Genomic DNA, 25,355 nt, shown 5'->3' with positions numbered 1-25,355 from the left:
ACGATGCGAACGCGATTGAGGTAAAAAGAGCGCCCGGGCCGATGCCCGAAGGCTCTTAATGTCGCAGGTTCGTCGCAGCGGTTTATAGAGCGTACGATACTCCCGTGCTGACCTTTTGCCGGCGCCGACGAGCGGCGGCACCTGCAAGACCGAGGCCGACGATCATCATCGCCCAAGTTGCGGGCTCGGGTACGGACGAGATCGCTGCTATATTCGCGATCCCTTGAACTTGGAAGCCGCCGAAGTAGTTGTCCGAGAACGTGAAGGCACCGCTCTTGCCAAACAGACGACTCGGATCGAAGCTATTGCTGGCGCCAAGGTTCAGATCGATCGACAGCTGACGCCCGAAGTCAGGTCGACCACCGATGATTGACGTGCTGCCGTCCGACAGGGAGCTATAAGCCTCGCCGAGTGGCCCTTCGAAGTTCTCAGTGTAGCCAACCCTTGGCAGGTTGAAGGATATTGAGCTGAGAGGGGCTTCAGCGGTTCCCTGCCCATCATCCCCGATAAAGTTCGTATCAATAGAAAATGCACCGAAAAACTTATCGCCGACATGTATGTCAGGTGAGGCCGGGTAATCCGGGTCGGGATCTGGAAAACTGGTTTGCGCCACGACACCGCTGTAGTTGAAACTATAGAGCGCCGCATTGGCAGCCGCCGGAGCGGCTACAAGCAAGATGGCAGCGCACACGCCACTAACAGATAGTTCGGTCACTTTCATACTAGCCTCCCTATTATCCGCTTCCGTGCTCACCTTGCGACTCGGAATTGGTTAACAGGAGGCTGACGTGAATCTGAACTGAAGGCAATGGCGCTGCTGGCGATGTATCAAAGCTGACGGCAGCGCGGGTCAGTGACCCGTCGTCATCTTGATATACGGAGACGCGGAGTTCGGCAGCGCGCGAAACATGTAGCTGCCCCAGCGCGTGCCACCGCCCCAAAGCGTTACGCCGTACAGGTTCGGCGAAGCCTTGATCTCGGCCATGATCGAGGGCGCAAGCGCGGCGCAAGTGTCCTTCATGTGAGAGTCGCTACCGAACGCGTACTCGCCGTACAGGACCGGCATGCCGAACGGTACGGCAGCGCGTGCGGCCGAGGCGAGCATTACATACTTGTCGCAGTTCATGCTCGAACCGGAGCCGTTGCTGTCGAAGTAACGATGAATATCAAGACCGGTCTTCCGGATCGGATCGACAATCGTGCCGCCCGGTAGTTTCGACATTGCGCATGCGACCGAGGCGCAAGCCTTTGGAGCGCGGTCGCCCTTGTCGAAGCGCTGCGCGCCACTGGAACCGGGATAGTCAAGCCACAGGAAGCGGGTGACGCCGGCAGTACGAACGCCCGTGACGATCGCCTGTGCATCCTTCGCCCACTGATCCCAATCCTTGAAGTTCGGTTCGTTCTGCAATCCATACTGGATCAGCGACGACTTCGGCAGAACGCTATCGGCTTTCACCACCTGGGCGACTTGTACGGCCGGCGCAGGCCACGCGTAGGAGTGGTTCTCGAACACGCACGGCGTTCCCAGCTTGATGCACTCGGTTGCCAGCGCGTTCAGCTTCGGCGCGGAGTTGTCGAACTGCACGAACTTTACCGGGATGCGGAACATGCGGTAGCCGACTGCAAAATAGGCATCGAGATCCGCCGGCGTCGGCAGGAATTGTCCGCTGTCCATGTTGGCGAACTCGCCACCTGACACGTTTATGCCGTAGAGCGGCGTAGAGGCTATGGGCAGTGCGGGTTGCGTGGTCAGCACCGGCGCGGCCGGCGCAACTACGCCGGGCGTTCCGTCAAGCACCTGATAGGTGAATCCGTTGTCTTTCGAGTAGCCGACCTTCGGCTTCGTCAACACCTTCAGCTTCGTCGCACCACCGGACATGGTGAAATTGCCGCGCCCCATGCGGTTCGGGCAAGTGCCATTGACGCACGTGATAATGCCGCCCTCCGGCGTGCTCTGCACCGCCTTCCCGGAGGTGAGAATATCACCTGTACTAACCGTCAGCGGACCGATTTTTAGGAAATGTTCACATTTCGCGACGCTTTCCTCCTGCCCCTCCGCGCCACAGCCGCAATTTCCAAGTGGTGTGCAAAGTGCGAAGTTGACTACCGGGAGCGCGTCGCTGAAGAAAAGCGGCGGGAGAGCTTAGGCATCTGCGTTGTGTGCGGTGACGACGATGCGTTCCAGACTACCCGGTGCGCCTCGTGCCAAGACGTGATGTAGATCCTTTCGGTGCCGAGTATCAGCCCGGCACCGTAGCGGTATCGAACGAACGGAAGTTCGGACCGCCGTTGGCACCTGAAATCGCAGCGTAGCGCAGCGTCTGCTCTGCCGAGGCAAAGCGCGAGGTGACACCCGCCGAAGCGCTGCCGCAGTGGGCGGCGGGGCTGATCGAGACGCTGCCGAGCTTGCCGGTACGGATGTCGATACCGCCGGTGAGCGTCGCCGGGTCTGCCGTCGCCGATCCGTTCCAGTTGGTATAGGTGCCGGTCGCTGCCTTGAAGGTACGGAACCATAGCAGCCCAGTGTCGGCATCGAAGCAGTACTGCACGATATCGCCATTTTGCGGATAGTAAGTGCCGCCGTTGAGGATCGTGTTGTTGAACTGCACGATATCGCCCCAAGCGGCGATGGCGAGACCGCCTGAATTGATAGCATTAACAAGACTACCATTCTTTGCGTAAATGTACGGCTCGAACGCTTCAGTACAGAGGCCGATTTGGTTGGGGCCGTTGCTGTTAGTGATGATTTCCCAATACCACTTACCCGATCCTACCGGCATTCGCGGCAAGCCGCGCACCATCGAAGATGTATTGCCTGTGGTGGTGACGGAGAAGGTCTTGAGATCCGACGACAGCTGCCCGTTGCCACCCACGTCGTATTTGGAGAAGGTCAAGCCCTGGACACGAGGGGTTCGGGTGGCCTGATTGATGACCGCCTGCAATCCAGTCTGATAGATCGCCGCCATCCGCGCATATCCAGCATTACTCGGGTGCGTGCCATCCGGGGTGTTCGGAGCGTAGTGTGCCTGTGTGTCGTATGCAGGGTCGGCCGCGTAATCGCACAGGTAATCGTAGCCTAGATCGCTGCTCCAATAGGCGCGGATCGCAAGGTTGATTGGCGCGGTATTGCCGTCGAAGTTATGATCAACGCCCGTATCCGTTGAGGTGTACGTGACGTTCGTGCGCGAGATGATCGTGCTGCCGATGCTCCGCTGATAGCCGGTTGCACGAGCCTGCCGCTGATATGAGCGGAGCGCGCGGTAGATCTGATATTCCGCGCTGATCGTATTGTCGTTCGTGCCGGCGTGCATCGTGACGATGTTCATGGCTTTGGTGGAGTCATAGGACGGTCCCGCACCGATGCCTTGACCGCCTGCGCCGCCTGCCGGGCCTGCGCCCGGCGCGAGAATGGCGGAGCCGCCAGTGCCATTGTAACCATTCGCCATGCTGAGCGCGGTCTCGCCACTCTGCGACACCTTGCGATATTGGTATGTGGTCGAGCCGGTGTTGCCCGCAGCGTAACCGGGCAGCTGGAACGGGTTGGCGTTCATCACCTGATCGACATACGAGGTGATCCCGCCGGTGCCCTGCAAACCGGTCGTGATGCTGTCGCCCTCGGCAACGATCAGGACCGACGCTGGCAATGCGCCAGCGGCGACGTCGTCATTTAGGATCGTGCCCGTCGCACTGGTAGCTGCTCCCGCGACGTAGCCGGCCGGCGTTGAGATCAGCACGGTGAACGTCTCGTCGCCCTCGACGACGGTATCGCCGTTGACACTGATCGAGAACGTGCCGCTGGCCTGTCCATCGGCGAGTGCGACCGACCCGCCAGCCGGGTATGTCCCACCAGTGAAATCGTCTGCACTGGTGTTGCCCGCCGTGAAGGACCACGGAACAGCCACCGCGCCGGCTGCGACCGATCGGGTGACGGTATAGGTATACAGGGTCGCACCGCTATTACCCTCCGACTTAGACTGCGCCCCGGAAATCGTGACGGTCGGCGATTGCGCGGCCCCCACCGTCACAGCCGCGGACGTGCTTGTGATCGTGCTGCCATTGGTGCCGGTCGCGGTGTTCTCAAGCACCAAGCTACCCGCCACCTGCGGAACGACAACCGTGCCGGTGCCGATCGCCGTACCGCCAAGCAGCCAACGTCGTGCGGTCACCGAGCCATTCGACACAATGCCATCTGTCGCCGTGAAGGTTGTCGTTCCGGCCACGCCGCTGCCTGGGCTGATCGAAGGCGCTTGCGTGAAGGCCGGCGAGGGCGTCGGGGTGGGGGTGCCGCCTCCCGCCCCGCCGGTAATCAGTCCTAGCAGGCTTGATAGGATGTTGCTCCCGATCGAGCCGATGCTGCCAACCATCAGTTGAGCCCTCCCGCCGCGATCCACGTGTCGGGACCGACGTTGACGAGTGTGATGATGCTGTTGACGCCGGCAGAGTTGAACGTTGTCGAACGCTTGTAGATCGTTGCGCCCGAGCCGGCCGCGATCGACACCGCGCCGGTGCCGAGCTGCACGATGGTGATCGTGTTACCGACCGCCCACCGCGTCAGGCCCGACGGAATGGTGACCACCTGCGCAGACGTGCTGTTCATCAGGAAAAACTGAGACGGGTCGTTCGGGATCGCGAGCGTCGATGCAGTAACGGTCGTGGGTGTCTGCCGGACGCCCACCTGCGCCAGAACCGTCGTGATCGGTGCGGTGACAGCCTCCCGCGACTGACGGAAGTTCATCCACTCGCTGCCGTCGAACGGGAACGGCCCGGGGAGGCCAATCACCGAGGCGTTCGGCGTGACGATCCGCGACTGCGCCAGTGCGGGCGCGGTCGGCGAGGCGAGCAGGATGCAGGCGAGCGCTAGGGCGCCCGCACGACGGAGCAGGTTCAGCATGTCAGATCCTTTGGAAATTTACTGGATGTTCACACGCAGCTGCCAGAGCAGCTGCAGGTCGGCTTGCCCTCGGGACAGCCTTGTCGGCGTAGAGAGCGGGCGCGAGGGTTGAGACCGTCGCGCCCGTTATTCGTCAGAGGCTTATGCCGCGACCTTCTGCTCGGTGGTGAGCAGCAGCGGCGCGGAGGCAGCGCGGAAGTCGTTGAACACCGACTGGCCGAATTCCTTAGCGAAATCCTCCACCGAGGTTTCCAGCCCCTTCAAGCCGTCCGACGTACTCAGGATCGACAGGGCAGGGGTAACGGCTCCGATCAGGGCCACCATCTTCTCAGGCCCGCTCGCGTCGTGGCTTTCCAGCGCGGACACAATGTTCATCGCTATTGTGCCGACCGGCAGCGTCTTCGCCTGGGCGACGAGCTTCTGGCATTCGGTAACGGCGAAGGACTCGATGAGATGGCCAGCCGCCTTGAGCGCGGCGATGGCTGTGTCTTCAGCTTCGATGAGGAAGGTCTTGAGCGTCACGGGGTCTTCTCCTTGGGTGAGCAGGTTGCCGGCCGGGGCCGGCGTAGGAACGGGATCAGGGAGCGGCGCGGCGTCGGGCACCGGGGCAGCGGCTGGCGCGGCCGGGCGCGCGAGGTCGGCAGGTACGCGGGGGTTGATTGCCAGCTGCCAAAGCCGGCTGTGCTGAAGCCGGACACGTGCCCACTGCCAGACCGAGGCAATCGCAATCATCACCAGCGCGGACAGGGCATCCAGTACGGTATCGCTGCCGAGCCATGACGGCAGGACGTGTCGGCCGATCAGCGCGCCGGCGAGGGCTGCGAGGATGATGCGGACTTGGCCCTTGATCTGGATCTTGACCGCGCTCGGGTCGACGACGATCGGCGTCGTGGCTGTCTCGTCAGCCATGATCGTATGCCGTCAGGCTGGAGCCACGGATCACCGCGGCGATCGAGGCACCGTAATTCGGGTCGGTCGCGTAGATGCCGGTAAGCGCGGCTGCGAAGGCGAAAGGGTCGGGCAGCTTCATCCGCGCCTTGGCATAGGCCCCGGCCGTCGCAAGCAGCTTGCCGTGTGCGTCGAACGCTTCCACGTCGGAGGCGAAGGCGCGGAACGACTGCTGCACCAGCAAGCGCACGCCTTTGTAGACCTCATGCGTGGGGATGGTGATCTGCGGCTGGCCGGTCAGCGCCTTCATGCCGAAGTAGTTGTGCGGCCCGCTGGTGGCTTTGCCCCAGGCGCTCTCCAGCGCGAACTGGGCGAGCTGGACGCTCGCCGGGATATTCCAACGCTTCTGCGTCAGGCGCGCAGCGTCGATCGCCCAGGCGGGCGGTTGCGTGCTCATGCCGATGTCTCCTGGTTAGGTGTCGGGGTCGTCGAGATCGCGCAGCGCATCAATCTGGTCGGCCGGGGGCCGCCGGCTAATGCTGGTGCGATAGGCTTCGCGAAGCGCCGCTCCCGTTCGAGCTGTTTTACTGTCCGCCGCGCCGGGCATGATTGCGACCGAATCCGGTTCGCCGATACCAGCAGGCACTCGCGCAGCGATGGACGGCGCGGTCTTGATCGTAGCGCCCAAGTCGCTCTCGACCTTTTTCATGAAACGATCGCGCGCGAGGCGCACCAGGCGGTCAGATGAAACAGCGGATAGGGCTCCGACGAGCACGCGCGCGTTGCCGGTCAGGTTGCACCAGTCGGCTATGGTGACCGCAAGCAGGCCAAGCATCCCGAGCAACAGCATGTCGGCGACGAGGGAGCGCACGTTAAGCTTGCGGCCCTCAGACAATGTGAGGCCGTACTTTGCGGCGGTACCAATGCCGAGGCCTACCATTATCGGGGCATTGCGGGCGATCCAGTCGGAGAGCGCGCCTACCGGGTCAGCCATGCCGCACCAACGACGGCAAACAGGATACCGACGTTGACGCGCATGCCATGTCGCACCCTTTCCCATGTTAGACCGCGCATCAGTCCGCGATAGGCGATCAGTTGAATGAACGTGGCGCAGGCCAGCCCGGATGCGACTGCATCCATGGCCTTGCTAATCAGGTGCGGAAGCGGGTGACCCATCAGCCAGCTGGCATGAGCAGGTGAATAGGAAATGACCGACCAGCCGAGCATGAACCATGCTCGGTTATTCAGCTTCTGCGCGGTCATACGTCGCGCATCGGTGAGGGCGTCCGGTGCCCATTTTCCGATGGTTAGCAGGCTCATGACTGCGAGCAGCGTGAGGTCAATACGAAGTCCCGCTGCGAGCTGACCAAAGACGTCGCTTGGTGCCATCACGTCGCTACCTTGTTGCCGGTTTTCCAGTAGCCCGACACCATCGACAGGTTCGGGGTGTCGACCGGCGAGAGGTAGTTGCCGTTGCTTGGGTCGAGCGAGAAGGGATAGCTCGCCCCAAAGCCCGACGCCCACCAGCAGAAGCCGAGCCATACGTCAGCGTTATCGAGCAGGTATTGCAGTTCGCCGGTGATAAGCGGGCCGCAGCTTTCCTGCCCTTGAACCGTCGGTGAGCCTGCCGCCGTCTCGCCGAGAAACAGGCCATAGCCGTTCGCGCGCGTAAAGCCGTTCGCCTTGGCCCAGTTCGTGATGTCGGTGATCCGGCTCTTCCCGGCGCCTGCCACGCACGTACCGGACGTCCCCGACGCATCCTTGTCGTTATAGCCGTGGACGTGAAACACCATGTTGCGGCCTGGGTCGTAGCTCAACAGGTTGGCGTCGGCGTTGCCGTTCTTGTTGAAGTTTTGCGCCGAGGCGTATTCGGTGGCTTCGCGGTGGATGATGCCGGTGAAGCCGGTGCGCGCGCGGATCGCGTTGGTGATCCACTGCATCGTCGCTGCCCAGTAGGCGGGCGCGACGGTTGAGCCGACGTCCTTGGGCTCGTTCACCGGATCAATGTCCCAGCCGACCGGGCCGATCGCCTCGATCATCGTCGGCACGAACTTGGTCCAGAAGTCGACCAGCGAGGCCGGGGTCGCCTCGGCTAAAGGGTTGTCGAATTGATACCGGCTCGTGTCCACCGACATGACGCCATCAACGAGCTGGAGGTTCACGTATCGCTCTCCAAATACGTGGCCGTCGAACATGATGCGGGTGCCCGGTAGCGACAGCCAGTAGCGGGCCACCTCGATCACGCGCCGCATATCTTGGCTCGCGAACTTGGCGAACGGCAGCGGGTCGCCATAGTACAGGTCGCCGAACGGGACGCGTTGCAGCCGCTGGATTTTGAAAGGCAGCCGCATGTAGCGCGCACCGTTGCGATAGAAATAATCCATCTGCTGGTGCTGGTTGGCGGGGTCAGCCTCTTCCGGCTTGGACGGGTAGTAATAGCGCCCGCCGTTGTACATCATGAAGCTGCCAGGCGGCGCGTTGCCCCAGGTCGCGGCGGGCTTATCGCTCGTGTAGTTCGGCGTGTAGAGATCGCCGAACTCGCCGCCCGATGCGTTCCAGCCGTACAGGTTCGCAACGGTATCCGACACCATCGGCGTCAGGAACACGCACGCGTCACCGATGATGATGTAGCTGTTCGTGGTGCCTTGCAGGTCGGTCAGGCGCAGGCTGTGCTTGCCAGACCCGGCGAATGGTACGGTGAAGGTTACCGCACCTTGAGCCTGGATGGTGTTCGTCGTCGCCAGGCGGCCGTTCGTCAGCGTCATGAACCCGCTGGCGCTGATGGCCTGCTGTAGCGCGGCATCGAACCCCGGCGGGGCACCGGTGCTGGTGAAAGCCACCGTGCTATCCGAGTGGTCTGGGCCTTGGATCGTGTACGTGATGTTCGTGTCGTCAGCGGTCGCGCGCAGTTCCCAGTAGCGCGGCGGAAGGTCAATGATCGTGTGCGAGTTCGAATTACCTGACAGGGCGGTTGGGAAATACTCCTGCCAGTAGTCGGTATCGTATGTCTGTCCGCTATCGGTCGGCGGGGACATTCCTTTGGTAGACAGCTTCGCCTTGTAGAAGAACTTGCGGCCGGTCGGCGTGTAGTAGACCCAGTCGTTTTGCTTGTAGATCGTGTTCGCATCCCAGTTGCCGGCGAAGTTTGCCACGCCGCCGTAGGCGATCACGTCGCCTTCCAGCAGGATCGACGACAGATAATAGATGTTCTTCGGCGGGCCGGGGTTGAAGTCCTGGGTCGCGATGAAGTCCATTATGATTGGCGTGCCGGAAACATAGCCGTCCGGGAATGTGATGTTCCCGCCGTTGAACCACTGGGCGGACGTCGCCGGCGTCCACGCCTTTACCACCCCCACGCAGCCAGCCTTGGCCGCCGCTCCCGGAATGATCTGCCTCAGGCTGGGCGTCGTGCCGTCGTTTGATGACTGCGCATCGTTCGCCGCGTAGATCTTGAGCACCGTCCCAGGCACGACGTTGTAGCCGACGATCTGGATGCGGAAGCCGTCGCCCTTCTTGATCGTGTAGACCAGCGGCCCGCCCCCTGCGCCGAGACTCTGGACCTGGATTGATGGCAATCCAGCCGGGGTGCGTGAGGTATCGCGCACATAGTTGTACGACCCACCCTTCTGACTGATCAGGCCGTCGGCCGCGACGCCGCCCTGCTGCGAGGGAATTGTGCGCAACAGGATCTGGACGTCGCGGCCCATCGTCTTGTCGGGCAGTACAAGATCTTGATTGTCGGCGCGGTTACGCCGCGTCGCGTTCGTGAAATTGTACAGCGTGCCCGGAACGTATGCCGAGGTCAGCGTGAACAGCACGTCGAGGTAGCCCTTGCCGGTCGGCGGGCCAGCGGGCTGCTTCGCGTCGAGCGGCAGACGCTGGCATGTGATGCCACCTTTCGCCGCGCACTCGGCGCTGATGACGTTGAACCAGTCGTTTTCCCAGTTGCCGGACGGCGCGAGCGGATCCGTAAACCAGATGACGCAGCGCATGTTCGGCACCATGTTAAAGCCGCGCAGCTGCACCGTGATCGGATCGCCCTCGTTGGTGATCTGGGACGTCATGCGCTCCATGATCCACGTCGGCTTGACGTCCTGCGGCTTGATAGCCGCACCCAAGAATATCGGCCACATGCCAGTCATGCTGCAACGTCCCCGGCGATCGTGAAGAAGTTGTTTGCCTTGGCCGAGTTGATGCTTTCGCACACAGCTATCGCCAGAGACCCTTTGCCCGCCGTCGCGTAGAAGTTTTGGCGGTTGCGCAGATTCGAGTTTGTCGTGTTCGTCAGGTCATTTGCCTTGCGAAAACGCAGCCGATTGTCGCTGTATTGAATGACGGCAACATTCCAGCCAGCTGGCAGATTGTCCGGCAGCAACAGCAGGATATCGTTTGAGCCGCCCGCGTTCGACAGCATGATGAACACCTTGCCGGTGTCACTCGCCTTGAACGTGTACTGGTAATTGCCCTCGGCGTTGTACCCGGCAGTCTGCCCGACCTGAATCGTTCCGCCGTTGGCAACGGTCATCTTCTGGCTGTCCACCGCCTGTTGAGCGGGGCATGCGACCAGCGTGTATGCGCCGAGGGAAATTGGGAGCGGGTATTTGCCATCGCTGTTTGGCCCGCCGCCAGCAACGCCAGCGGCCCACGCGCCGAGTTTGGTGCCGAAGTCCGCGATCAGCTGGTTGAGCTTCTGGATCGCCGCGTTGAGATCGTCCTGAGTGACGGCCATCAGCCTTGCCCCCCCTGCGCCGGGACGAGCTTGCCGTCCTCGACGCGGTACTTGATCGCGTAGCTTGCATCTGGGGCGTCAACGATCAGGTAGGGCCGCTTTGTGCGGATCGCCTCCTGCTCGGGCATGTCACCGATACCGTCGATCACGCCTGTGTCTGCCTGATAGAATACCACAGCGGGCATCAGCTCACTCCATGAAGCGCAAATGCGCGCATCGTCCGATTGTCGACCGTGTCGGCGGAATCGATGTTGCCGACGACGCGGACGGTGTAGGTTCCGGGGTTTGGCATGAAGCGCGCCCAAAGGAGCGGCACCGTGTCCTGCTTGGACCCGATGCCGTTAGCTGGAGGCCCGGCGACGCCATCGATCTCGACCCAGATCGACCAAGGATTCGCGCCGTTGCGATCAAAGTTGCACACCGCCGCCACGTCGACGGTGCCGGGACCGTACAGCGTCACCGTGCCGCTAAGCAGCTCATCGTTTACGCTACCGCCCTTGCCACCGTAGCGGTTCAGGTTGGTAATGATCGTCGGCACGCCAGTGGTGCCACGCGTGCCGGGTCGAATAACAGCGATTTCAGCTTCCGGTATCTTGACGATACCGTCTGAAATATCGAGCCAATCGTAGACTTTGCCGCTACCATCCTTGCTCGTGATCCGGAGTTGATCCGTCTGGAAAACCAGGTCGCTGCGAGCATTCGTCAGGGTGTTGTAGATGCCAGTTGTGACGCCATCTTCGTTCAGCTCGAAAACGCCGCGAAGCACTGCCGAACCGTCCTGCCCTGTCACGACTTCCCGCAGGAACGTGAGCGTCTGCTCGTGACCGCCAACCTGCCCGATGATCTGGTCTAGGATCTGCCCGATGACCTGATCGGGGGTGCCTAGAGCCGTGCTCCTGCTCACGACAAATATCAGACCGCCTTTGCCGTCCGGCTGCGTGGCGCCGAGGACGCTCAGCGACTGCTTGCCGTTGGCATCAGGGCCGCTGACCGTCTCGACGAGATCGTTGATCTGCACCGTCAGCGCCGAGCCATCTTGCAGGTTCTTCAGCGCGTCGAGTTCAGCGCCCTTGTTGGTCGTGAAGATTGACGCGAAGAGTGCGTCTGTCGAAGACTTGTCGAGCGTGCTGAGAAGATCGTCCGCAGGCCTGCCGCCAACCGCATGCGTATCCTTGGACGTGTTGTTCCCGGTGACGTCCGCGTTGTCGTCTGGCTTGGTTCCCGTTGGGTCGGTCACGTCCGGCCAGCTGACCGACGTGGCGAGCGGCGCGATCTTGGCCGCCGTGCTCAAGCCCTCGATCGACAGCGACAGCTTGCTGGTGGTCTCGCTTACCTCGATCGAGAAGTCTTTGAAGAACCCGTACACGGTTAGGCTGTCGACGCCGGCCTGTCCGATCCACAGCGAGGGCTGGGCACGAACGGAGGCGATGCGGTTCGCGACGAGATCGACGGCGTCCGTGCGGATCAGCGCCTTCGCGGTCATCCGCTTGGCCCATGCGCGCTGCACGATGGTGACTGCACCGAAGTCGTCGATGTCCTTGCGGCTGTAATCCGTGATGCCGGCACCCGGCGACGCCTCGGTGACGCCGAGGTCGACGACCTGGCCGATCAGGAGCGTGCCGCACGATACAGCGCCGTCGCCGGTGATCGTGACGGTGACCTGTCCATTGCCGCCGGGCAGATCGAGGAAGGTCGTCGCGCCGGCGCCGATCGCCGTGGTGACGTCATAGCCGGGCGCCTGCACGCGCGCGGTCGCGCCGATCGTGTCGAGCAACGCCACCGCCGTGACAGCCCCAGCGGCGAGGGTGACGACGATTGAACCGTTCGCATCCGTGGTGGTGCCGAGCGCCTGGTCGAACATCGCCCAGCGGCTCGTCGGCCCGACGTCGAGCCATTGCGTCGTTGCCGCCGCCGTCGGATCGTTGCCGGTGTTGCCAGCAACCAAGCTCTCGTACAGCCGATGCGATGCCGCCTTCATGATACGCGCGCCGAGCGGATATACCGTCGCTGCCGCCCATTCCGGCGCGTCGGTCTCGGCAACGCTGCTGTTGACGAGCACCGCGTCGGTGACCTCGGCCGGCTGAAGCAGCCGCAAGGTCGACACCGAGCCGTCCAAGGCCGGGTCGCCGCCGGGATCGGCAAGGGTCTCGGTCTCGGCGAACCCTTCCACGGTCAGCGTGCAATAGCTCAGCGGCGGCACCGACAAGTCGATGTCGAAGTCTTTGAAGAACCCGGTCGGGCTCAGCCAGGCGAACCGATCGTCGGCGATCCATCGGGCAGGGGTTGCGCGCACCGTGGCGAGGGTCTGTTGAACCAGATCGACCGTGTCGAATGGAAGGCCGAGGCGCACCGACAGCGTGCGCGAGAAGCCCCGCTGCACGACGGTGGTGACGCCGAAGTCGTCGGTCACCCGTCGGCTGTAATCGACGATGCCAACCGTGGGCGCGGTCTCCACGTCGCCAAGCTCAGCGGTGAGGTCGCCTGCGACGATCCTCATGCCGCAGACGCCACGGTGACAGCCTCGCCGCCGCTCGGCGCCGTCACATTGTCGAGGATCTTGGCGACCTTGCCGGTGTTGCCGGCGATCGTCGCGTTGCCCGCGTTCACGTCCGCGCGCAGACCCGCAAGTTCGGCACGAAGCGCGTCGATCTTGTCGGCCACGTCGTCGTTTGCCGCCGCCGGCGTGCTCGACGCCTGCGACGCGGTAGCTGCTGCCGCCAGCGTGTCCGAGGTCGGAGCGGTGCCGCCCTTCGCCAGCGCCGTCACCACGCCATAGGTCGCCTCAAGGCTGGCGGCGGTCTGCGCCTGGATGCGGTCCAGTTCCTGCCGGCTGGTGGCCGCGTTGGCGGCGGCGGTGAGCAGCGACTGCGAGAGACCGGGCAGGTTCTTCGCCGCATCCTGATCGCCGCTCCGCGCTGCCGTGGTGGCCGCGTTGAACTGGCCCATGAGCGAGGCGAAGCTGCCGTCGCCGTCGGTGCTGCTCAGCCCACGGATGCGATCAATCTCGGTCTTGATGCTGTCGCCGACCGACGACCATGCCGATGCGAGGTCTGCGGCGGCCTTGGCGGCGTCCTGAGCATCGGAGATCGCCCAAACCTGCTCCTGTAGCGCGCGGTTGCTCGGATCGAGTTGAGCGAGCTGAGCGGCGCGGATCGCGGCGGTGTTGCCCTGAAGCTGCCAGAGCTGGTTCATCAGGCCCTGCTGCTCGCTGAGCGTGTCCGCCGCCGACTTCGCGCCGCTCAGTGCCGTTTGCAGGTCCGCGAAGGCCGGGGCGATCTTGAGCAACGTCGCATAGGCCTGCTGGCCGGAAGCCGTGGTGAGATCCTGCGCTTCGACAAGCGACCGGAAGCCCATCAGCGTGTTCGGCATCGCAAGGTTCAGGCTTGCGAACACCTGCGCCATCTCTGACGTCTGCGCAGCCGTCTGCTCGGCGGTGCTGTAATACGTCTTGAAATAGGCGTCCGCGGCGGTCGTGAAGTCGCTGACGCTGTCGAACATGCCAGCCACCCCCATGTCGACGTCGATGCTCATCGAGGTGCTGGTGCGCCCGAGCTTCTGGAACTCAGCCTCAACCGCGACGACGGTGGACGCGACCCGTGCAAGCGTTTCGAAGAGGCCCTCACCGACCTTCTGGAACTTCGCGATGCCCGGCAGCACAGCAGCGGTCATCTGATCGCCAACGGTCGAGAAGATCGCGTTCAGCTGATCCTCGATGCCCTTGGCGTCCAAGCCGTTGAACGACACCTTGCCGATGCTGACGTTGAAGTTGTCGAGCATAGCCTTGGCGCCGGTGATGCCGATCGAGCCGGCCGCCGTGACGATCCCTGTCTCCAGCGCGCCGATGACGCTCTGGATCGACTGGGTGATGTCCGTCGGAAGCGCGCCGCTGGTGGTTGAATAGCTGGTCTTCGTGCCGCCGCCGATTCCAAGGAAGCCGCTCGACTTCTTCACCTGCTGCACGATCTGGTAGGTCTGACCCGAAATCCCGTTGGCGACGATGTTGCCGACCATGTTCGCGGCTAGGGTGATCCCGGCATCGTACAGCGTGCGCGTGGTCGACGACGAGAAGAGGCCGAGGAAGCCGGCGCTGCCCGACGAGCCGATATTGAGCTTCGAGGTGTCGTAAAGCGATCCCGACACGTTGATCTGCTTCGCCACCGTCGCCGCCAACGCGCCGATCGAGGCGTCGATCGACTTGAGCGAGACGAGCATCTGGTTGCTATACTGAAGGTTTCCGCTGGTATTCTTCGCCACAAGCGCCAGACTGTTCGCGATGCTGGCGCTCTTGTCGTCTGGCGATCCCAGCACCGTTCCGGTGCCAGCGGCACTCTGCAAGTCCTTCGATGAGGTCGGGGCTGTCTGCGTGCTGGTGCCGCCGCCGAAGCCGAACCCGGCCATTAGGGCGACCATCGCGGCAATCGCCGGAAATGCGAAGATGCCGAGCTGGCTGAACATCTTGGCGGCTCCGGCGGCGACGCTCTTGATCGTGCTGATCGCCTGGATGATCGCGAACGCTTTTTCCGCTGCCGCCATCGCCTGATAGCCAGCGCTATGTTCGGCGAACATAGACTTCAGGCCGCCGACGAGCTGCGCTGTCCCGGCAAGCTGATTGTTCTGGGAGGCCTGTCGGTAGAGGTCGACTTCCTTCTGATCCGACAGACCGGCCTGAAGCGCCGCTTGGTGATCCTTATCCAGCTTCGCCTGCTGCGCAGCATAGCTGCTCATCGCGGTCATCGCCTGGCCTAGCCCGGAGCCGAGGTTGCCGAAGGCGCTGGAGAGCGTCGTCGCGATCGTCTGTGCCCGATCGCTAAGGAGGCTCATCAGATCGGCAGTGTACGACAGCGACTTGTTGTACGTCTCCTGCGCCGTCGCATTGTCAGCCGTCAGCTTCGCGACGCGCATCTGGCCTTCGACATAGGCCTGCGCCTCCTTGTCGGACGCACCTGGGTGCGCGTCGAGATACTGCTTCGCCTCAAGCTGGGCGATAGCGACCGCGCGCGCGGCGTTCGTCGCTCCGATGAGTTGCGCTTCGAGCTGGAGGCGTGCGATCTGATCGGCGCCGGCGGCCGTCGATGTCAGAACCTGAGCACGTTCCGCTTCGGCGTTTGCTCCGGCCTGCGTCGTCGCCAGCTTGGCCAGCTCGCCGCGCAGCTTGGTGACCTGATCAGTCCAGCCATTTTCCTGCGCGATCGCAATCGCAGAAAGCAGCTGCCGCTTCTCGGTCGCCTCCTGAAGAGCCTTGGACATCTGCGAGGCCGGGAGGACGCCGGCCGCCACGGCATCGTTCACCGATTTCTGGGCGCCAGCTTGCGCAGAGAGGTCGGCGATGTGCTTGGCGGCATCGGAGGCCGATTTGGCGACAGCGAGCGCAAGCTCCTTCTCATAGTAGAGCGCGGTGTCGCCTTTGTGCTTGATCGCCTGCTCTTCGGCCTTCTGAAGCGCTTCCGCCTTGATCGCCGCGGCATCGCTGACCTGATAGGCCTCCGCCAATGCCCACTGGCCTTTGATCTGAACGTCGAGCTGCGCAAGCGAATCGGCGAGGCCGTGGTCGCTCTGCTTCTTCGCCTTCTTCGGCGTCTCGTTGTCCTTCAGCGCCTGCGCTTCAGCCGACATACGATCCTTGGCATGCTGCTTCGCGTTCGTGCCGACTTGCGCCCAGAAAGCCGCATCGGCTTTTCGGGCGTCTGAGTAGGCCTGCTTGTAGCCGTCACCGATCGACTTCGCCGCCTTTGCCGCCGCGCCTGCATTCGCATTGTCGAGCGGGCTGACTTGCGGCGCGCTCACTTGGCCAAGGTTGACGCCAGGAACCTTGTTGACCGTCGTGATCAGGCTGTTCAGCTGGTCGACGCCCGACTTGACCAGCTTGTTCAGCGCCTCGATCGCGAGGTTTACGCCTTGAACGAAGAGGTCGCCGAACACGGCTGGGAAGCTGCTCCAGACGGTCTTAACCGCATTGAACGTGCCGTAGATGCCTGCGGTGATACCGGCAGATGTGATGTTCCATGCCTCTAGGACATAGTGGAAAGCCGTTGCTGCGCCGCTTTTGATTGCGTCCCAAGTTCCGCCGGTGTCCGCGCCGTCCTGAATAGTTTTCCACAGGCCCGCCATGACGTCACCCACCGTGACGGTGACATCGGTCAGCTTCTTGATCTTACCTTCGGCCTTGTCGACCCCGTCGGTGAGCTGAAGCATCTCTTTGTGCGTGAGACCAAGGCCATCACGAAAGCGGGTCAGCTCGCCGCTGTCTTTGACCTGCGTTTGGAACTGCTTGATCGCTCCGAAGGCTACCCCGGCGACGACGGCCAAAGGCGCAAGAACAGCTGTCGTCGCACCGACAACCGTCCTGGTGGCAGCTGCCGATGCCGTTGCGGCTTCCGTCGCGCGGCCCTGCGCCACGGCAAGCGCGTTCTCAGCAATGACCAACTGGGCGGTCGCTGCCGTTTCAGCCTCACGCGCTGCGGCGAGGCGAGCCGCGGCAACCGTATTCTCGGCGTCCGTCGTGGCCACGCGCTGACCGGCAAGCGCAAGCTCGATTTCAGCGCCAGCAGCCGCAATTGCACCCTTGGCTTTCTCCGCCACGGCGTTGATCGATGCAGCCTGGCTGGCCGCAGTGGCTGCTGCCGCAGCAAGTTCTGCGTTTTCGACAATCTTGATGATGCCCAGCAGGCCGGCGAACTGCTTGATAAAGCCGCCGACGCCAGCGCCGCCGTACTGAATGGCGGTCATCAACCGTCCCGACTCCATCGCCAGGGCGCGGAACGGGCTGACGCCGGTTGCGATCTGCTCCGTCAGGTTCCGCGCAATGTGCGTCATTTCGAGGAACTCGATCTGCGCGCCCTGCGTGGTGCGGGCCATCCCCGCCATCCCCGACGTCAGACCCGCCGTCGCGCTCGCAGTCGCAGTGATCTGCGAGGCGCTTGCCCGGCGCAGTGCGTTGAGCGACGCCTCTGCGGCGGTCAGCGCTCTTGCGGCATCGGTTGCGCCGACCTGCTCGGCGCGCCAAGCGGCAGCAGCCGCGCGCGTCATGCCGAAAGTTTCCGCCTGCTCCTTCAGGCGGAAGGTCATTTGCTCGGCCGCCTTTTCAGCGCGATTGAAAGCGGAGGTCGTCGAGGAGGCGAACGCATCCACGCCGGCCGTCGCACCCCCGAGCCTCACCATGCCAGTCGTTGAGCTTTCGATGCTCTGCGCATCGCGCAGGATCCGAGCTTCAAGCGTCTGCATCACCTGGGCCAACTGTTCGAGCTGCTGGGCCGAGGTTCCGCTGTCGATTGCGAAGCCGATTTCGAGTGCGGGAGAGCCGTCTTCCATCGTCACTGCCCTTCCGTTATCCCAGCACCAGCCTGAGCCGTGCCTCCGCGATGTCGCGCTCGCGTTGCGTCACTTCTGCGCGCCAGGGTGGCGGGCAGGTCTCGGCTTCGGCGCGCCGGCCTTCAGCGAGATATTCAACCGAAAGGTGCCGAATGAGACGGCATTCCCAAGGCGAGAGCTCCACGGACGAAACCCGCTGCCACGCCTCAAGTGTCGCCCAGCTAAGCGGTGCAGCACCCATGCCCGCCACTTCGAACAAGCCGATCTCAACCAGTCTCTCGATTACGACCGACAGCGGGTTAGGCGGCATGGGGCGAGGTAGGCCATCTTTCTTCAGACGGTCGCCCCGGCTGATCTTGTCGGCCTCGCCCCGCTGCGCCCGCTTCGAACCGTCGGGCGGCTTCGGCACGGCGTTGAGCCATGCCATCTGCCGCACCACGAGTATTAGATCCCGGCGGAGCCGGGCTTGAAGTTTCCCCAGTCAGCGAGGAACTTCGTGACCTGCTTGGTGATGAAGCCAAGGCCAGGGTCGGAGTAGACCGCGACGAACAGTTGTTCGCCCTGAGCATCGCCGGCAGGTGGATATTCAAGGTTCTCGAATGCGATTGTGATCGCGGCCAGATCCTCGGCAGTCTCGGCGCGGCGTTCGTCGGCCGATGCAGCGGTGACCTTGCCCTCATTGTCATTGAGGCGTTTGACGGCGCGCGCGGTCTGCCGGCTCTCGACCGTGCTGAATGGCTTGCTGCCAGGGCTATGCACAAGGATGCAAACCGGCTTGCCCCCGTCAAACAGCAGCTCGCCGTCGGCGCCCTTGAGATGGATCTTTGCCGCCGCAGCGACAGCTAGAGAAGCGATATTCAAAGCCATGAGGGTTACCTTCGCGGGAGGTGGTGCACCGACACGCCACGCCGACCCGCGACGAGCGGGAGTGCCGGTGCATAGAAAGGCCAGCGTCGCGGGCGCCGGATCAGGGATTATGAAGCTGCGACCTTCACCACCTTGGTGCTGATCTCGATCGTCGGGTTCGCCATCAGGATAGCGTCGGCGCCGTCGGTGTTTTCGGGATAGCCGAATACGCGGCCCTGAAAGTAGCGCTTCGAGCCATCCTGATAGGTGACCATGAAGCTGTAGAGCTTGTTGGTCTCATCGTCGGACGCGGTACGCAGCAGCGTCTGACCGGCGTCGGTCTCGACGTGTGCGATCGACGGCGCGAGCGAGCCATAGTCGGCCGAGCCCTTCAGCTTCTGCTTCGGACCCTTCAGCGGCTGGAACTCGACCTTTGCATAGGTCGCGCCGATCGTGCCGATCTTCTCAACGTTGAAGACCTCGGTCATGGTGAGGGCGGCAAAGCCGGCGGCATCCTGGGTGGCTGGCGGGGCAACGGAGAGTGCGAGCGCTGAGCCCGCGGCGGTCTGTGTCATGGATAGTCCTTTCAGGGTGTCGACGCGGGTCGGGAGGGTGCGCCCGCTCGCGCGGGCGCGGGGATCAGGCTGCGGTCTGCTCGACCGACGCGGCGGTATCCGCGTCCGGTTCGGCGATCAGGCCGGCATGCAGATAATTGGCGTGCGCACCGGCCTCGAAGTCGTGCAACTTGCCGGCGGTGAAATGCTCGCCGGTGCCGGCATCGCTGAAGTCTTTGGTCGGAATGCCGGCCTTGGTGGTCTTCTCGGTCATCGTCGTTCTCCTGGTTAAGCCGGCTCGTCGAACGAGACGCGGAAATCTTGGGTCTGCTCGAAGCTGTCAGCCGGACCGTTGACGTCGGGGCCGATGCCCGCCGTGAGGATCGAGACGCGTAGCGCGCCGCCCAGATCACCGACGCGGCCGGCGCAACAGGTGCGCACCAGCTTGATCGCGGCGACCTGGTCGCGGTAGCTCGCCGCGCGCACGGTGACGGCGACACGGTCAGTCACGCGAACCAGAGGGCCGCGCTTCAACGGCTGGTTGTCGACGGAACTGACGGTGCGTACCAGCAGCACAGGCAGGGTGATCGCATCCGGCAAGCGGCCGAGCTTGATGCTGCCGGCTGCTATCAGGCCGCCGACATTCTCGTCGGCAATCAGCAGCGCGGCGATGATGTCGGCGCCGGTCATTCCTCGTCGACCTCTTCTGTGTCGCTGGCGATGCCACCGCGTGACACGCGCGCATCGATGTAGCTCTGAGCAGCGGCGATCGCCTCGGCTTCCTTCATGTCGAGCGACACGCGCAGGAACGGATGCGGTCGCGCCCCAGGGTGGTGGATAGCTGCGCCGACAAACTGGCCGTTGATGACCAGCGAACCCTCTTTGATCTTCCGGTTTATCCGGCCGGCGCTCATCCCGGCTTTCTTGCTGTCAACACTGATGACGTGCGGGTGCGTGCCATACTCCAGCCAGATACCGACAGCTCGACCCCAGCCAGGCTTGACGCTGATCTTCGCGGCGACACGGCGCTCTTCAGTCTTCGTGACCACGGTGATCGCATCGCGCGTCGCCTCAGATGTGACGGTTTGCTTCGCCTCCTCGGCGATGACGTTTGCGCCGGCGCGCGCCGCGCCGCGGAGAACGTTTTGCATCTTGGCTGGAATAGAGGCCATGAAACTGCGAACCTCCGGCCCGCCGCGTGAGGTCGCCATCAGGCGGCGTTGCCGGCCGAGGTGTAATCTTCGACCATGAACTCAAGCCCGGCGCGTCGGCCAAGTTCAGCCGGCCCCGCGACAATCTGCATGATGCGCGGTCCCATGACGAAGCGGCAGGCCGGGGTCACGTCGTCGCGATAGTACATTCGCACCCGCGCAGGCCGTGCGGCTACGTTGACGCCGTCGGCGAGCCGCTCGGAACGGCTGGGCAGGGCATCCTGCACCTGGGCATACACGCCCTCCGCTACCAACTCCCACTTGCCGGAACCGGCGCCATCTGCCGACAGATCAGGCACCGGTCGTTCGATGTTGATGACCTTGTCGAGGTCGCCGCTGTTGATGATGGCCATCAGATGCGGGCCAGCTTCAAGCCGCGGATCAAATCCGCGACGCCAAGCGGCACCTCGATCGCCGCTGCGCGCTGTCCGGTCTCCACACCTTCCCGGTTCGCAAACCAGTGGGCAATCAGCAGGTGCATAGCCTGCTTCGCCCGCATCGGCACAGTCTCGGGCGTTTCGAAGCCAGCGGTCACGTCGATCTCGACCGGTACAGATGATCGCCCGATGCTGCCGTAGCCGGCACCTACACCCCAGCCGACAATCGCGGGAATGATCCGGATCGGCCGGCGCTTAAGGCTCGTGGCCCATGCCGAGCCATCAAGCGCTACCAATCCGGCTCCGCTCGGTATCCGGATCACGTCGATGCTGGCGACAGGCCACGAGGCGAGCTCAATCCAGCGGCCCAAGCTCGCGGCTGTCTCCGTCACCGTCCTCCGGGTGAGAACGAGGCCGCTTTTTTCCTCAACGTATTCGCGCGCGGTGACGATGAGATCCGTGAGGCGGTCGTTTTCCTGAACCGGAGGCTGCCGCAGGTTCGCGCGCACCTGGTCGAGCGTCAACGGTTCCGCAGGAGCGGACGGAGGCTGTGTCGCCATGGATTAGCCTCCGTCCGACCCGTCAGGCCTTCTGACCGTCGAGCATCTTTGCGGCTGCCTCGGCGCCGCTGATGGTCGGATCGTTGAAGTCGATCCGGTTCATGAGCGCGGTCGTGTTCGCGCGCGGGTTGTTGTCGACCGCCGGGTGGTCGGGATTGACGTCGGGAACGACCTGAACCGGAGCGCCGCTGGTGCTGAAGGTCGTCGCTGCGGCGATTTCGGCCGGGCCGGAATGGTCGAGGGCAGCCACGCCGGTGATGATATTTGCAGTTTCGGTGGTGTCGGCCATGATCGGCCTCCTATTTCACGAGGGAGAAGGGTTGGCCGAGCGCGGCAGCGCCCGGCCGATGCAGCTCAGAGCTGGAGCGCCTTCATGGCATCCGGGTTCTTCACGCCGCCGCCGACACGCTTCGTGCAGTAGAAGCTGATGTACGGCTTGTTCGTGTACGGATCGCGCAGCACGCGGAAGCCGATCCGATCGATGACGAGATAGGTCTCGCGCATGTCGCCGAACAGCAGCGGCACGGCTCCTGCACCGACGTTCGGCATGTCCGGCACGTCGACGATCGATGCCCCGAGCAGGGTCGAGGGTTGCCCCACCTGATAGGTCGGCTGCCACAGATAGCGGCCCTGCCCATCCTTGAGCAGCCGGATGGTGCTCATGGTCTGCCGGTTCATGAAGAACTTGGCATTCGGCTGATACATCGCAGCCAGATCGTAGATGAGCTGCGACACCGCATCGGCGTCAATCGTACCAGCCTTGGCGACGGCGCGCACTGCAATGGCGCCCCAAGGGTGGCGGGCCGCCGCCGAGCCGCCGGTAACGTAGCTGAGCACGCCGTACGGCTTGTTCGCCCCGTCGCCCCCGATGAAGGCAATGCCTTCCTGCCGCGAGAACTCGGTCTCGATCTCGTTCGGGAGCCAGGTCTCCATGTCGACTTCGCTGTCGTCGAGCAGATCCTGCGAGGCCGCGGCGTTTGCATAGATCTCGCCCGGCACGAATGGCAGCGCGGTGAACTGCGGCGTGCTGGTTGCCGGCCGGCTGGCGGTCTCACCGACCCAGCCGGAACCCAGCTGGCGGTCGGTAAACAGCTTGATGAAGCCGGCCTTGCTGATCGACTGCACCGTCGATTCCGCGCGGAGCGGCGAGATCAGCTTCAGCCGCTCGGTGACGGTGCGATCCCACTCGATCGGCGCCGTCAGGCCGCCATCTGCCGGCGAACCTTCCGACATTGCGGCGCGCACGCCGACCTTCTGCTCAGCCTTCAGCTTTTCTTCCTGCTCGCGCGTGCCTTCGCGCATGTAGGATCCGAACAGGCCGGTGTAGGCGGCATCGACCGGCTTCTTGCTGCCGAGCAGCAGTTCGGCTGCGGCGGCTTTGGCCTGGTCGTCGATCGCCTTGGTGAGGTCGTTCAACGTGGCGTTGATCGCTTCGAGCTTCGTGTCGACGAGCGCATCGACCTTGCCCTTGATCTTGTCGTCGTGGGTGGTCTTGAACTCTTCGAACGCCGTGTTCAGCGCGGCGATCATCGCCTTCGGGTCGCCGGTCGCATCGGCGCGCACGCTGACACCGACGAGCGCCCGCGGCATCGGGCGCGCGGCGATCGCCTCGACGTCTAACGTCGGAGCAGTGAGGGTCAGGCGGGACTTGGGGGCGAGGGTGCGAAACGGGTAGGCGAGCACCGTCGCCACCGCCGCGAGGGCGGCCATGTTCATCTTACGCATGGGTTGAGCTCCTAGCTCTTGAGGGTGGTCAGCATGCCGGCCATCAGGGCCGACAGCTCGGGATCGCCGCCAGCGCCTGGCGTGTCGGCTACAGGGGCAGCGCCTGGCGTGCCCTTGATCTTCTGAATGTGTTCACGGGCCTGCGCGCGGGTGTCGCCGCCGGAGACGAGCTTGAGTTCAAGAGCGGTGATGGCCGCGCGCTCTCGATCGGAGGCCTTGGCCTTCTCATCACGCTTCGTCTGGTCTGCGGCGAGCAGGGCCGAGGCGAAACCGCGCTCGATTGCGGTCGCGCCGGACATATAGGTCTCGGCATCCATCCACTTCTGCACGTCGGTGAGCTTCTGACCCGACACGTTCGAATAGACCTGCGCCATTGCGAGATCGAATGGCGCGAGGAAGTCGGCAACCTCCTGGAAGTCGTGCCGATTGCCGACCGCGCCGCACCAGCAATTGTGGATCATCAGAAATGCAGCCGCGCCGATCTCGACGCTGTCACCGGCCATTGCGATGACGGAAGCCGCCGAGGCGGCCATGCCCATGATCTTGACGGTGACGGCCTGGGGATGCTCGCGCAGCACGTTGAAGATGGCGAACCCTTCGAACACGTCGCCGCCGGCAGAGTTGATCTGCACTTCAACCGGTCGGTCACCGATCGCGCGCAGCTGCGCGGAGATGCCCTTCGCCGTGACGCCGCCACCGGTCCAGAAATCTTCACCGATGTCGCCGAACATCGTCACGACGTTGTCGCCGGTCGCGACGGCGCGCACCCCGGCCGCCTCCTCGGCCCAACGATCAAGCACAGCCGACTTGGTGAAAGCTGACACGCGGCGATCAACCGGAACTGGCAGGGCCGATGGCCGATCATGCCCGTTAACCCGACCGACGAGACCGCGCGGGAGCGTCCCCGCCGCCGGCATGGGTGATGGACGACCCGGCACCGGGCGGCCCTCGATGGTCTTAACGGCTGCCGGCTTTCCCGGGGCGGTGGGCTGGTCGGTCATTTGGCGGGTTCCTTGGGCGGTACGGGCGTGACTTCCGGATTTGCGGGCGCGGGGGCGGCTGCCTTCCCCCCGATCGGCAGTTCCTCGCCGCCCTTGGCTCGGTTGAGGTCGAAGTTTCCGCGGACCTCGTTCTGAGTCATCCACGGGTTCGTGTTGCCAAGCGCCTTGGCGAAGAAATCGGCCTGATCTTTCAGCGAGCCGCGCAGCAACGCGCCGTCGTTGAACTTGGCGTAGAGCGTGTCAGGCTCGTTGCCGGTCATGCAGCGCTCGACCGCTTGTTCCCACGCCACAAACCAGCCGAGCAGGCAGTATGTGACGAAGAACTGGCCGAGCACCTCGGTTCCGGTACCCCAGGTCGTGTCATCAAGCATGGCGAGCGGACGAGGCACGCCGGTGAAGCGGAGTAGCTCTTCAGACTGGCGCTGCCGGGTCTCAAGGTGCTGGGTCTTGTCGGGATCGCTGGTGAGAGCGTTGGCTTTCAGGCCTTCCTCAAGGATCATGTACTTCTGGGCGTTCTCCGCCGACGCATAACGCTCTTCGAGGCTCTCCCGCAGCCGCGCATATGCCGTGTCGGAGAGGCTGCCCGCTGTTTCAAGCGCGCCGCCGGCCATCACACCCTGCTTGAACAGCCTGCCGGCCGCATGCTCGGCCTGAACGGCAATGCCGATCGCCTGGGCCGCGACATCCAGCAGCGAGATGCCGCGCAGCCCGTCGAGCGTGACCATCGAACGGAAGTGAAAGACATCGGAGGCGGGCAAGATGCGTGATCCGCCGCCGACCGGGTTATAGCGAAACGACAGCTCGTATGTGTCCGACAGCAGCGGGGTGATCGTACCCCGCTTCAACGGAATCAGCGAGATGATGCGGCCACGAAAGCCCCGCACCACCAGCGCATAGGCGTTGCCGTCCAGCAATGCTGCGGTCTGCATCTGGCTCTTGAACTCAAGAGCGGTCTGATAGTCGTTCGGCTTGCGCTTTAGGACCGGGTACAGCGGGTGGTCGGTCGCCTCTTCCGTATCGCCATTCGCCAGCCGCCGCATCAGGTGGATCGGCAGCATGCCAATCGACATCGCGATCAGGTTGACGGACCGGAAGAACGTCGAATTGCGCATCGCTAGATGCTCGCCGACCATGATGCCGGCCGAGGTCTGTCGTCCGGCACCGATAAAGGCGGACAGCCGCGGGTCGGTCAGATCCTCGAAGACATACCCTTCGCTGGCGGGGTTGTTCTCATAAGCCCAGCTGGCATGCGGGATTGTCAGGCC

The 25,355-nt window shown here is 63.5% G+C and carries 25 protein-coding genes; all 25 read right to left on the bottom strand.

Features of this window, described 5'->3' with window-relative positions; all coding sequences use genetic code 11:
- Window positions 1–82: 82 nt before the first annotated feature.
- The gene (locus OXR00_RS02970) at window positions 83–721 is read right to left on the bottom strand and encodes a PEPxxWA-CTERM sorting domain-containing protein (protein ID WP_267386552.1); all 639 of its coding nucleotides are present in this window, start codon (window positions 719–721) and stop codon (window positions 83–85) included.
- 129 nt (window positions 722–850) lie between these two features.
- The gene (locus OXR00_RS02965) at window positions 851–1,960 is read right to left on the bottom strand and encodes a cellulase family glycosylhydrolase (RefSeq protein WP_267386551.1); all 1,110 of its coding nucleotides are present in this window, start codon (window positions 1,958–1,960) and stop codon (window positions 851–853) included.
- A gap of 280 nt (window positions 1,961–2,240) precedes the next feature.
- Window positions 2,241–4,364, bottom strand: coding sequence for a hypothetical protein (locus tag OXR00_RS02960; RefSeq protein WP_267386550.1), 2,124 nt, complete (start codon window positions 4,362–4,364; stop codon window positions 2,241–2,243).
- Complete coding sequence (locus tag OXR00_RS02955; protein ID WP_267386549.1) at window positions 4,364–4,891, bottom strand: hypothetical protein; 528 nt, start codon at window positions 4,889–4,891, stop codon at window positions 4,364–4,366. The genes OXR00_RS02960 and OXR00_RS02955 overlap by 1 nt, the downstream gene beginning before the upstream one ends.
- A 141-nt stretch (window positions 4,892–5,032) precedes the next feature.
- Window positions 5,033–5,800 carry a hypothetical protein gene (locus tag OXR00_RS02950; RefSeq protein WP_267386548.1) on the bottom strand — a complete coding sequence of 256 codons (768 nt, stop codon included), beginning with the start codon at window positions 5,798–5,800 and terminating at the stop codon, window positions 5,033–5,035.
- Window positions 5,793–6,236, bottom strand: a complete 444-nt coding sequence (locus OXR00_RS02945; protein WP_267386547.1) for a glucosaminidase domain-containing protein — start codon at window positions 6,234–6,236, stop codon at window positions 5,793–5,795. Before OXR00_RS02945 ends, OXR00_RS02950 begins: the two co-directional genes overlap by 8 nt.
- Window positions 6,237–6,251: 15 nt before the next feature.
- Window positions 6,252–6,773, bottom strand: coding sequence for a hypothetical protein (locus OXR00_RS02940; RefSeq protein WP_267386546.1), 522 nt, complete (start codon window positions 6,771–6,773; stop codon window positions 6,252–6,254).
- Complete coding sequence (locus OXR00_RS02935; RefSeq protein WP_267386545.1) at window positions 6,758–7,168, bottom strand: hypothetical protein; 411 nt, start codon at window positions 7,166–7,168, stop codon at window positions 6,758–6,760. Before OXR00_RS02935 ends, OXR00_RS02940 begins: the two co-directional genes overlap by 16 nt.
- Window positions 7,168–9,843 carry a cellulase family glycosylhydrolase gene (locus OXR00_RS02930; protein WP_267386544.1) on the bottom strand — a complete coding sequence of 892 codons (2,676 nt, stop codon included), beginning with the start codon at window positions 9,841–9,843 and terminating at the stop codon, window positions 7,168–7,170. Before OXR00_RS02930 ends, OXR00_RS02935 begins: the two co-directional genes overlap by 1 nt.
- Window positions 9,844–9,917: 74 nt before the next feature.
- Complete coding sequence (locus OXR00_RS02925; RefSeq protein WP_267386543.1) at window positions 9,918–10,508, bottom strand: hypothetical protein; 591 nt, start codon at window positions 10,506–10,508, stop codon at window positions 9,918–9,920.
- Window positions 10,508–10,693, bottom strand: coding sequence for a hypothetical protein (locus OXR00_RS02920; RefSeq protein WP_267386542.1), 186 nt, complete (start codon window positions 10,691–10,693; stop codon window positions 10,508–10,510). Before OXR00_RS02920 ends, OXR00_RS02925 begins: the two co-directional genes overlap by 1 nt.
- Window positions 10,693–13,005, bottom strand: coding sequence for a hypothetical protein (locus tag OXR00_RS02915; protein ID WP_267386541.1), 2,313 nt, complete (start codon window positions 13,003–13,005; stop codon window positions 10,693–10,695). The genes OXR00_RS02920 and OXR00_RS02915 overlap by 1 nt, the downstream gene beginning before the upstream one ends.
- On the bottom strand, window positions 13,002–17,816 hold the full coding sequence (locus tag OXR00_RS02910; RefSeq protein WP_267386540.1) for a hypothetical protein: 4,815 nt from the start codon (window positions 17,814–17,816) through the stop codon (window positions 13,002–13,004). Before OXR00_RS02910 ends, OXR00_RS02915 begins: the two co-directional genes overlap by 4 nt.
- Window positions 17,817–17,832: 16 nt before the next feature.
- Window positions 17,833–18,243 carry a hypothetical protein gene (locus OXR00_RS02905; RefSeq protein WP_267386539.1) on the bottom strand — a complete coding sequence of 137 codons (411 nt, stop codon included), beginning with the start codon at window positions 18,241–18,243 and terminating at the stop codon, window positions 17,833–17,835.
- A gap of 17 nt (window positions 18,244–18,260) precedes the next feature.
- Window positions 18,261–18,683 (bottom strand): hypothetical protein, encoded by a 423-nt coding sequence (locus OXR00_RS02900; protein ID WP_267386538.1) that lies wholly within the window; start codon window positions 18,681–18,683, stop codon window positions 18,261–18,263.
- Window positions 18,684–18,790: 107 nt separating this feature from the next.
- Window positions 18,791–19,237: a hypothetical protein gene (locus OXR00_RS02895; RefSeq protein ID WP_267386537.1), complete on the bottom strand. Its 447-nt coding sequence runs from the start codon at window positions 19,235–19,237 to the stop codon at window positions 18,791–18,793.
- A 64-nt stretch (window positions 19,238–19,301) separates the two neighbouring features.
- On the bottom strand, window positions 19,302–19,490 hold the full coding sequence (locus tag OXR00_RS02890; protein ID WP_267386536.1) for a hypothetical protein: 189 nt from the start codon (window positions 19,488–19,490) through the stop codon (window positions 19,302–19,304).
- 14 nt (window positions 19,491–19,504) lie between these two features.
- A complete protein-coding gene (locus OXR00_RS02885; protein ID WP_267386535.1) occupies window positions 19,505–19,906 on the bottom strand; it encodes a hypothetical protein in 402 nt (133 codons plus the stop codon).
- Window positions 19,903–20,427: an HK97 gp10 family phage protein gene (locus OXR00_RS02880; protein ID WP_267386534.1), complete on the bottom strand. Its 525-nt coding sequence runs from the start codon at window positions 20,425–20,427 to the stop codon at window positions 19,903–19,905. Before OXR00_RS02880 ends, OXR00_RS02885 begins: the two co-directional genes overlap by 4 nt.
- Window positions 20,427–20,780, bottom strand: a complete 354-nt coding sequence (locus OXR00_RS02875) for a head-tail adaptor protein (protein WP_267386533.1) — start codon at window positions 20,778–20,780, stop codon at window positions 20,427–20,429. The genes OXR00_RS02880 and OXR00_RS02875 overlap by 1 nt, the downstream gene beginning before the upstream one ends.
- Window positions 20,780–21,364 carry a head-tail connector protein gene (locus OXR00_RS02870; RefSeq protein ID WP_267386532.1) on the bottom strand — a complete coding sequence of 195 codons (585 nt, stop codon included), beginning with the start codon at window positions 21,362–21,364 and terminating at the stop codon, window positions 20,780–20,782. The genes OXR00_RS02875 and OXR00_RS02870 overlap by 1 nt, the downstream gene beginning before the upstream one ends.
- Window positions 21,365–21,386: 22 nt before the next feature.
- Window positions 21,387–21,653 (bottom strand): hypothetical protein, encoded by a 267-nt coding sequence (locus OXR00_RS02865; protein WP_267386531.1) that lies wholly within the window; start codon window positions 21,651–21,653, stop codon window positions 21,387–21,389.
- A gap of 65 nt (window positions 21,654–21,718) precedes the next feature.
- A complete protein-coding gene (locus tag OXR00_RS02860; RefSeq protein ID WP_267386530.1) occupies window positions 21,719–23,089 on the bottom strand; it encodes a phage major capsid protein in 1,371 nt (456 codons plus the stop codon).
- An 11-nt stretch (window positions 23,090–23,100) separates the two neighbouring features.
- A complete protein-coding gene (locus OXR00_RS02855; protein ID WP_267386529.1) occupies window positions 23,101–24,090 on the bottom strand; it encodes a head maturation protease, ClpP-related in 990 nt (329 codons plus the stop codon).
- Window positions 24,087–25,223, bottom strand: coding sequence for a phage portal protein (locus tag OXR00_RS02850; RefSeq protein WP_267386528.1), 1,137 nt, complete (start codon window positions 25,221–25,223; stop codon window positions 24,087–24,089). The genes OXR00_RS02855 and OXR00_RS02850 overlap by 4 nt, the downstream gene beginning before the upstream one ends.
- Window positions 25,224–25,355: the final 132 nt, after the last annotated feature.

Source organism: Sphingomonas sp. GC_Shp_3 (assembly GCF_026540945.1).
Classification (GTDB): domain Bacteria; phylum Pseudomonadota; class Alphaproteobacteria; order Sphingomonadales; family Sphingomonadaceae; genus Sphingomonas.
The sequence above is the reverse complement of the archived record's forward strand: the minus strand, read 5'-3'. Positions and strand labels throughout refer to the sequence as shown.

Excerpts from the sequence above, each read along its gene's own strand:
- OXR00_RS02970 (WP_267386552.1), bottom strand. The coding sequence starts at position 721 with ATGAAAGTGACCGAACTATCTGTTAGTGGCGTGTGCGCTGCCATCTTG.
- OXR00_RS02960 (WP_267386550.1), bottom strand. The coding sequence starts at position 4,364 with ATGGTTGGCAGCATCGGCTCGATCGGGAGCAACATCCTATCAAGCCTG.
- OXR00_RS02955 (WP_267386549.1), bottom strand. The coding sequence starts at position 4,891 with ATGCTGAACCTGCTCCGTCGTGCGGGCGCCCTAGCGCTCGCCTGCATC.
- OXR00_RS02950 (WP_267386548.1), bottom strand. The coding sequence starts at position 5,800 with ATGGCTGACGAGACAGCCACGACGCCGATCGTCGTCGACCCGAGCGCG.
- OXR00_RS02945 (WP_267386547.1), bottom strand. The coding sequence starts at position 6,236 with ATGAGCACGCAACCGCCCGCCTGGGCGATCGACGCTGCGCGCCTGACG.
- OXR00_RS02940 (WP_267386546.1), bottom strand. The coding sequence starts at position 6,773 with ATGGCTGACCCGGTAGGCGCGCTCTCCGACTGGATCGCCCGCAATGCC.
- OXR00_RS02935 (WP_267386545.1), bottom strand. The coding sequence starts at position 7,168 with ATGGCACCAAGCGACGTCTTTGGTCAGCTCGCAGCGGGACTTCGTATT.
- OXR00_RS02930 (WP_267386544.1), bottom strand. The coding sequence starts at position 9,843 with ATGACGTCCCAGATCACCAACGAGGGCGATCCGATCACGGTGCAGCTG.
- OXR00_RS02925 (WP_267386543.1), bottom strand. The coding sequence starts at position 10,508 with ATGGCCGTCACTCAGGACGATCTCAACGCGGCGATCCAGAAGCTCAAC.
- OXR00_RS02920 (WP_267386542.1), bottom strand. The coding sequence starts at position 10,693 with ATGCCCGCTGTGGTATTCTATCAGGCAGACACAGGCGTGATCGACGGT.
- OXR00_RS02915 (WP_267386541.1), bottom strand. The coding sequence starts at position 13,005 with ATGAGGATCGTCGCAGGCGACCTCACCGCTGAGCTTGGCGACGTGGAG.
- OXR00_RS02910 (WP_267386540.1), bottom strand. The coding sequence starts at position 17,816 with ATGGAAGACGGCTCTCCCGCACTCGAAATCGGCTTCGCAATCGACAGC.
- OXR00_RS02905 (WP_267386539.1), bottom strand. The coding sequence starts at position 18,243 with ATGGCATGGCTCAACGCCGTGCCGAAGCCGCCCGACGGTTCGAAGCGG.
- OXR00_RS02900 (WP_267386538.1), bottom strand. The coding sequence starts at position 18,683 with ATGGCTTTGAATATCGCTTCTCTAGCTGTCGCTGCGGCGGCAAAGATC.
- OXR00_RS02895 (WP_267386537.1), bottom strand. The coding sequence starts at position 19,237 with ATGACACAGACCGCCGCGGGCTCAGCGCTCGCACTCTCCGTTGCCCCG.
- OXR00_RS02890 (WP_267386536.1), bottom strand. The coding sequence starts at position 19,490 with ATGACCGAGAAGACCACCAAGGCCGGCATTCCGACCAAAGACTTCAGC.
- OXR00_RS02885 (WP_267386535.1), bottom strand. The coding sequence starts at position 19,906 with ATGACCGGCGCCGACATCATCGCCGCGCTGCTGATTGCCGACGAGAAT.
- OXR00_RS02880 (WP_267386534.1), bottom strand. The coding sequence starts at position 20,427 with ATGGCGACCTCACGCGGCGGGCCGGAGGTTCGCAGTTTCATGGCCTCT.
- OXR00_RS02875 (WP_267386533.1), bottom strand. The coding sequence starts at position 20,780 with ATGGCCATCATCAACAGCGGCGACCTCGACAAGGTCATCAACATCGAA.
- OXR00_RS02870 (WP_267386532.1), bottom strand. The coding sequence starts at position 21,364 with ATGGCGACACAGCCTCCGTCCGCTCCTGCGGAACCGTTGACGCTCGAC.
- OXR00_RS02865 (WP_267386531.1), bottom strand. The coding sequence starts at position 21,653 with ATGGCCGACACCACCGAAACTGCAAATATCATCACCGGCGTGGCTGCC.
- OXR00_RS02860 (WP_267386530.1), bottom strand. The coding sequence starts at position 23,089 with ATGCGTAAGATGAACATGGCCGCCCTCGCGGCGGTGGCGACGGTGCTC.
- OXR00_RS02855 (WP_267386529.1), bottom strand. The coding sequence starts at position 24,090 with ATGACCGACCAGCCCACCGCCCCGGGAAAGCCGGCAGCCGTTAAGACC.
- OXR00_RS02850 (WP_267386528.1), bottom strand. The coding sequence starts at position 25,223 with ATGGTCGGCGAGCATCTAGCGATGCGCAATTCGACGTTCTTCCGGTCC.